Annotated in this window: 5 protein-coding genes; all 5 read left to right on the top strand. The window is 67.0% G+C overall.

The window, feature by feature from the left end; translation table 11 throughout:
* Positions 1 to 481 (top strand): tripartite tricarboxylate transporter substrate binding protein (locus A5699_RS04470; protein WP_255378755.1); only part of this gene is annotated, 481 nt, incomplete at its 5' end.
* Positions 478 to 963: a tripartite tricarboxylate transporter TctB family protein gene (locus tag A5699_RS04465; protein WP_197508185.1), complete on the top strand. Its 486-nt coding sequence runs from the start codon at positions 478 to 480 to the stop codon at positions 961 to 963. The genes A5699_RS04470 and A5699_RS04465, both read left to right, overlap by 4 nt.
* The gene (locus A5699_RS04460; protein WP_067765985.1) at positions 964 to 2505 is read left to right on the top strand and encodes a tripartite tricarboxylate transporter permease; all 1542 of its coding nucleotides are present in this window, start codon (positions 964 to 966) and stop codon (positions 2503 to 2505) included. It abuts the gene before it with no gap.
* The gene (locus tag A5699_RS04455) at positions 2502 to 2888 is read left to right on the top strand and encodes a universal stress protein (protein ID WP_067765982.1); all 387 of its coding nucleotides are present in this window, start codon (positions 2502 to 2504) and stop codon (positions 2886 to 2888) included. The genes A5699_RS04460 and A5699_RS04455 overlap by 4 nt, the downstream gene beginning before the upstream one ends.
* 113 nt (positions 2889 to 3001) lie before the next feature.
* On the top strand, positions 3002 to 6771 hold a 3770-nt coding region (locus A5699_RS04450; RefSeq protein ID WP_067765979.1), incomplete at its 3' end, for a bifunctional nitrate reductase/sulfite reductase flavoprotein subunit alpha.

The following is a 6771-nucleotide window of genomic DNA, read 5'->3' as shown; positions in this document are numbered from 1 at the left end:
CGACCATCTGTTCCCGATGGAAACCGCGCGGGCGGTCGGAGTGGACCCGCGGCAGGTCAACTACATCACCTATGACGGCGGCGGCGACCTGTTGACGGCGTTGCTGGGCAAGAAGATCGCGGCGGGCACCACGGGCCTGGGTGAGTTCGTCGACCAGATCGAGGCGGGCCAAGTCCGGGTGCTGGCGGTGTCGGGCAAAGAGCGGGTCGAGGGCATCGATGCCCCGACGCTGACCGAGGCCGGCATCGACCTGACGTTCACCAACTGGCGCGGAATCCTTGCGCCGCCGGGTATTTCAGCAGAGGCCAAGGCGGCCATGGTGCGTGCCCTGACCGAACTGCACGGCACCCAGCAGTGGCGGGACGCGCTGGTCAAGAACGGCTGGAGTGATGCGTTCAGCACCGGCGACGAGTTCGAACAGTTCCTGCGCGATCAGGACAACCGCGTCTCGACGACGCTGAACGAATTGGGGTTGTTGTGAAGCTCGACAAGGCGCAGTATCTGGTCTGCGTGGTCCTGGTCGCCGTCGGCGGGTTCCTGATCTATGACGCGCTCACCTTGACCGGCGGGTTCGCCAAGGTCGATCCGGTGGGCCCGCGGGCATTTCCGCTGGGCATCGGGATCGTGCTGATCGTGCTCGCGGCGGTGCTTGCGGTGGCGATCGGACGGGGATCGGTTGGTGAGGCCGACGCGGGGGAGGACGTGGACCCGGACATGCCGGGGGACTGGCGCACGGTGGGCCTGCTGGTCGGGCTGTTCGTCTTCGTGATCGTCACGGTCAAACCGCTGGGATGGGCCATCACGGGGGCGTTGCTGTTCGCCGGGGCGGCAACGGTTCTCGGTAACCGGCACTACATCCGCAATCTGGTGATCGGCACGGTGCTGTCGGTCGGCAGCTTCTATGCGTTTTACTCCGGGCTCGGAATCCCGCTGCCCGCAGGCATTCTGGACGGGATTCTGTAGATGGGTAACTTCGACTGGTTGTTGCAGGGGTTCGCCGAGGCGGCCACCCCGATGAACCTGCTGTACGCGGTGATCGGGGTGCTGTTGGGCACCGCGGTAGGCGTGCTTCCGGGCATCGGACCGGCCATGACGGTCGCGTTGCTGCTGCCGGTGACCTACAACGTCAGCCCCAGCGCCGCGTTCATCATGTTCGCCGGGATCTTCTACGGCGGGATGTACGGCGGCTCAACCACTTCGATTCTTCTGAACACCCCAGGGGAGTCGTCGTCGGTGATCACCGCGATCGAGGGCAACAAGATGGCCAAGGCCGGACGGGCCGCGCAGGCGTTGGCCACCGCGGCGATCGGCTCCTTCGTCGCCGGGGCGATCGGCACCGCGCTGCTGGCCGCGTTCGCCCCACCGATTTCCCGGTTCGCGGTCACCTTGGGCGCGCCGTCCTACCTGGCCATCATGCTGTTCGCCCTGGTCGCCGTGACCGCGGTGCTCGGGTCGTCGAAGCTGCGCGGTGCCATCTCGCTGTTTCTGGGCCTGGCGATCGGCGTGGTCGGTATCGACTTCCTCACCGGCCAGCCCCGGGCCACGTTCGGCCTGCCGCAGCTGTCCGACGGCATCGACATCGTGGTGATCGCCGTCGCGATCTTCGCGCTCGGCGAGGCACTCTGGGTGGCCGCGCACCTGCGCCGCCGGCCGGCCGACGTGATCCCGGTGGGCCGGCCGTGGATGAGCCGGCAGGATTTCGCGCGGTCGTGGAAGCCGTGGTTGCGCGGCACCGCCTACGGATTCCCGTTCGGGGCGCTGCCGGCCGGAGGAGCTGAGCTACCGACGTTCTTGTCCTACATCACCGAGAAGCGGCTGTCGAAGCATCCCGAGGAGTTCGGCAAGGGTGCCATCGAAGGGGTGGCCGGACCGGAGGCGGCCAACAACGCGTCGGCCGCGGGCACCCTGGTTCCGATGCTGTCACTCGGTCTGCCGACCAACGCCACCGCCGCGGTGATGCTGACCGCGTTCGTGTCCTACGGGATTCAGCCCGGCCCAACCCTTTTCGAAAAGGAACCGCTGCTGATCTGGACGCTGATCGCCAGCCTGTTCATCGGCAACTTCCTGCTGCTGGTGCTCAACCTGCCGCTGGCGCCGCTGTGGGCCAAGCTGTTGCGCACCCCGCGGCCGTACCTGTACGCCGGCATCCTGTTCTTCGCCACGCTGGGCGCGCTCGCGGTCAACGTGCAGCCACTGGATCTGGCCCTGCTGTTGGTGTTCGGGCTTCTGGGCCTGATGATGCGCCGGTTCGGGTTGCCGATCCTGCCGTTGATCATCGGAGTGATCCTCGGACCACGTATCGAACGGCAACTGCGCCAGAGCCTGCAACTCGGCGGCGGTGACTGGACGAGCCTGTTCACTGAGCCCGTGGCGATCGTCACCTATGTGCTCATGGCGATCCTGCTGCTGATGCCGTTGGTGCTCAAGCTGATGCACCGCAGTGAGGAGACGTTGTTGATCGTCGAGGATGATGCGGATCAGCAGCAGAAGGCGGTCCAACAATGATAGTCATCGGCTACTCCGCGGACGCCTTCGGTGCCGCCGCCATCGAGCACGGCATTGCCGAGGCCAAGCTGCGCGGCACCAGCTTGCTGGTGATCAACTCGACGTCGGGGGAGGCGTATGTCGACGCGCGCTTCGCCCGCTCGGGGCAGATCCACGATGTCGAGGAGCGGCTGCGGGAGAGCGGCGTACCGTTCGAGTTCCGGCAACCGGTAGGGGTCGACGCCGCCACCGAATTGCTCGACGCGATGGATCGCGAGGACGCCGAGCTGTTGGTGATCGGCATCCGCCACCGCAGTCCGGTGGGCAAGCTGTTGCTGGGCAGCGTGTCACAGCAACTCTTGTTGGAGTGCCCCAAACCAGTGCTGGCCGTCAAGCCGGGGTAGCTGACCTGGGCAAATCGTCCTCACCGCGCGGGTACCGCAGCGGTGAGGATCAGTTTTCGCGGCGATAACCTCGCCGGAAAGATCCGACAACACCCTCACCCGACGATGTGGGCATGGAGGCGACCCACCGGACTGCGTGCTCGTACTGCGGTGTGGGTTGCGGCATCGAGGTCAGCACCCGAGTCGACGCCGGCCGGACGGTGATCGCCAGGGTCAGCGGGGACAAGCTCCACCCCACGAATTTCGGTCGGCTGTGCACCAAGGGCGCGATGCATGCCGAGATGATGGCCGCTGACGACGAGCGGCTCACGTCGGCATTGTTGCGGCCCACCCGTGCCGACGAACTGACGCCGACCCCGGTCGACGATGCCGTGGCCGAGGCCGGCCGCCGGCTGCGGGCCATCGTCGACGAGCACGGCCCGGACTCGGTGGCGCTGTATGTGTCCGGGCAGATGTCCTTGGAGGCACAGTATCTGGCCACCAAGCTGGCCAAGGGGTTCCTGCGCACGGTGCATATCGAATCCAACTCGCGGTTGTGCATGGCCAGTGCCGGTACGGGTTTCAAACAGTCGCTCGGCGCCGACGGGCCTCCGGGGTCCTACACCGACTTCGACCGGGCCGACCTGTTTTTCGTCATCGGCGCGAACATGGCCGATTGTCATCCGATCCTGTTCCTGCGCATGGCCGATCGGCTCAAGACCGGCGCCAAGCTGATCGTGGTGGACCCGCGCCGCACGGCGACCGCCGAACGCGCTGATCTGTTCCTGCAGATCAAACCGGGGACCGATCTGGCCCTGCTCAACGGTCTGCTGCACCTGCTGGTGCACAACGGCGACATCGACAGCGAGTTCATCGTCGAGCACACCACCGGCTGGGACGGAATGCCCGAATTCCTGGCCGACTACCCGCCGGAGGTGGTCGCCGGGATCACCGGGATCCCCGAGGCCGACATCCGCACCGCGGCAGCGATGATCGGCGCGGCCGGCGAGTGGATGAGCTGCTGGACGATGGGTCTGAACCAGAGCACGCACGGCACCTGGAACACGAACGCGATCTGTAACCTGCACCTGGCCACCGGCGCCATCTGCCGCCCGGGAAGTGGGCCGATGTCGCTGACCGGCCAGCCCAACGCCATGGGTGGTCGCGAAATGGGGTACATGGGTCCGGGTCTGCCCGGCCAGCGGAGCGTGTTCGCGGCTGAAGACCGCGAGTTCGTCGAGGCCCGGTGGGGTTTGGCGCCCGGCACCATCCGCCCCGAGGCGGGGCCGGGCACGATCGGCATGTTCGAGCAGATGGCGCAGGGCCAGATCAAGGCGTGCTGGATCATCTGCACGAATCCGGTTGCCAGCGTGGCCAACCGTAAGACCGTGATCAACGGCCTGGAAGCGGCCGAGTTGGTGATCGTCCAGGACGCCTACCGTTCCACGGCGACCAATCACTACGCCGACATCCTGCTGCCCGCCGCGTTGTGGGCGGAATCCGAAGGCGTCATGGTGAATTCGGAACGCAACCTCACCCTGTTGTCCCAGTCGGTCGACCCCGTCGGTGAGGCGCGGCCGGACTGGCAAATGATCTGTCAGCTGGCCGCGCACTTGGGTTTTGCCGAGCATTTCGACTACGCCTCGGCAGAAGAGATCTTCGACGAGATCCGCGGGTTCGCCAATCCGGCGACCGGATACGACCTACGCGGCGCGAGCTATGAGAGGCTGCGGCGCACACCGTTGCAGTGGCCGGTCCCGCCGGTCGACGACCCCGGCGCGGACGACGATCGCCACCCCATCCGCTATCTCAACGACGGTGTCAGCCAGGATCTGTTCGTCGACGCCGACGGCCGGCGGCCGCGGCTGGCCTTCGCCACGCCGTCACGGCGCGCGGTGTTCCACGCTCGGCCGCACATGGACGCCGCGGAGATGCCTGATGACGACTATCCGATGGTGCTCAACACCGGTCGGCTGCAACATCAATGGCACACCATGACCAAGACCGGCACGGTGGACAAGCTCAACAAACTCAACCCGGCGCCGTTCGTCGAAATCCACCCGGTCGACGCCATGGAACTCGACATCGTCGACGGACAACCGGTCGAGTTGACGTCGCGGCGCGGCCGCGCGGTGCTGCCCGCGGTGGTGTCGGACCGGGTGCGGCCGGGAAACTGTTTCGCACCGTTTCACTGGAACGACGAACACGGCGAATACCTCACCGTGAACGCGGTGACCAACGACGCCGTCGACCCGGAGTCGTTGCAGCCGGAATTCAAGGTGTGCGCGGTGAGCCTGCGCCCGGCCCGTTCGGTTGACGGCACAGCCGCCCGGCATCCGCTGGCGATCGAAATGGGTGTGGGTGCCGCGCCCAAACCCGCGCTGAGCCTCGACGAAAAGATCTATCTGGCCGGCTTTTTCACCGGGTTGCCGGATGCCCCGGCCGATGTGCCGGTGCTGCCCGACGTCGCGCCGGTGAGCGCCAAGGTGCGGCTCTGGGTGGATGGTCTGCTGGCCGGGCGCTATTCGCGTGTCGGCCGGGTCGAACGCTCGGTACCGGGCGGCCCACTGGTGGTGTGGGCCTCCCAGACCGGGACCGCCGAGGAGTTCGCGGCTGGGCTCGCGGGCCGCATCGACGGCGCCGCCCTGGTCAACATGGATGAGCTCGACCTTGCCGATCTGGCCGCTGCACGTGACATCCTGGTGATCACCAGCACGTTCGGGGACGGGGGCCCGCCGGACAACGGGGCCGACTTCTGGAGCCGGCTGCAGGCTCCGAATGCCCCGGCGCTGCACGGCATTCGGTATGCGGTGCTCGGGATCGGTGACCGGTCTTACGGCAACTTCTGTGGACACGCCAAGGCTCTGGATCACCGGCTGGCCGATCTGGGGGCCACGAAGCTGCTCGACCGCGCCGAGTGTGAGGCCTACGACGACGAGCCGCTGCGGTCGTGGGCCGAGGCGGTCACCCAGGCACTCACCGGTGCGGCGCCCGAACCGGTGGTGATCGGCCGAGGCCGTACCGTCATCCCCACCGAGCCCGACGAATTCACCCGAGCCAAGCCGATTCTGGCGACGGTGACACGTAACGAGGTGCTGACGGCCCCCGGGGCGGCCAAGGAGGTGCGCCAGTTGGGTTTCGACATCTCCGATTACGACGTCGGCTACGCGGTGGGCGACTCACTCGGCGTGTACGCCAGTAACGACCCGGCCGTGGTGGACGCCTGGCTGGCGGCCACCGCGCTGAACCCCGACTCGGTGATCGAGGTCGACGGCGTCGAGCAGTCCCTGCGGGACGCGCTCATTTGCTCCTACGACATCTGCCGGATCACCCCGGACTTGCTGCGGTTCGTCGCCGATTCCTGCACCGACCGGGCCGCGGCCAAGCGGCTGCGCGGTTCCGGTGAACGGCACCGTCGGTGGTTGCACAACCGCAACGGCCTGGACGTGGTCACCGAGTTCGCGGTCCGCGCCGACCCACAACAGTGGCAGGAGGTGCTGGTCCGACTCACCCCGCGCAACTACTCGATCTCGTCGAGTCCGTTGGTCAGTCCACGGGAGATACAGCTGACGGTGTCGGTGGTGCGTTACCGCGGCGCCGGCGGGACGATGCGCAGTGGGGTGTGTTCCACCTTCCTGGCTGACCGGGCTGCGGCCGCACCGGTTTTCCTGCAACGCTCACCGCACTTCCGTCCACCCGAGGGCGCGGGCACCCCGATGATCATGGTCGGCCCCGGCACCGGCATCGCCCCGTTCCGGGGATTCCTGCAGGAGCGGCGGGCACTCGGGCACACCGGCCGCAACTGGTTGTTCTTCGGCGATCAGCATCGCCGTGAGAACTTCTACTATCGCAACGAGCTCGAGGAGATGGCTGGTGACGGGTTCTTGAGCCGGCTGGATCTGGC

This window comes from Mycobacterium sp. E802 (assembly GCF_001666875.1).
Taxonomy (GTDB): Bacteria; Actinomycetota; Actinomycetes; order Mycobacteriales; family Mycobacteriaceae; genus Mycobacterium.
This window is presented reverse-complemented; position numbering and strand designations above follow the sequence as displayed.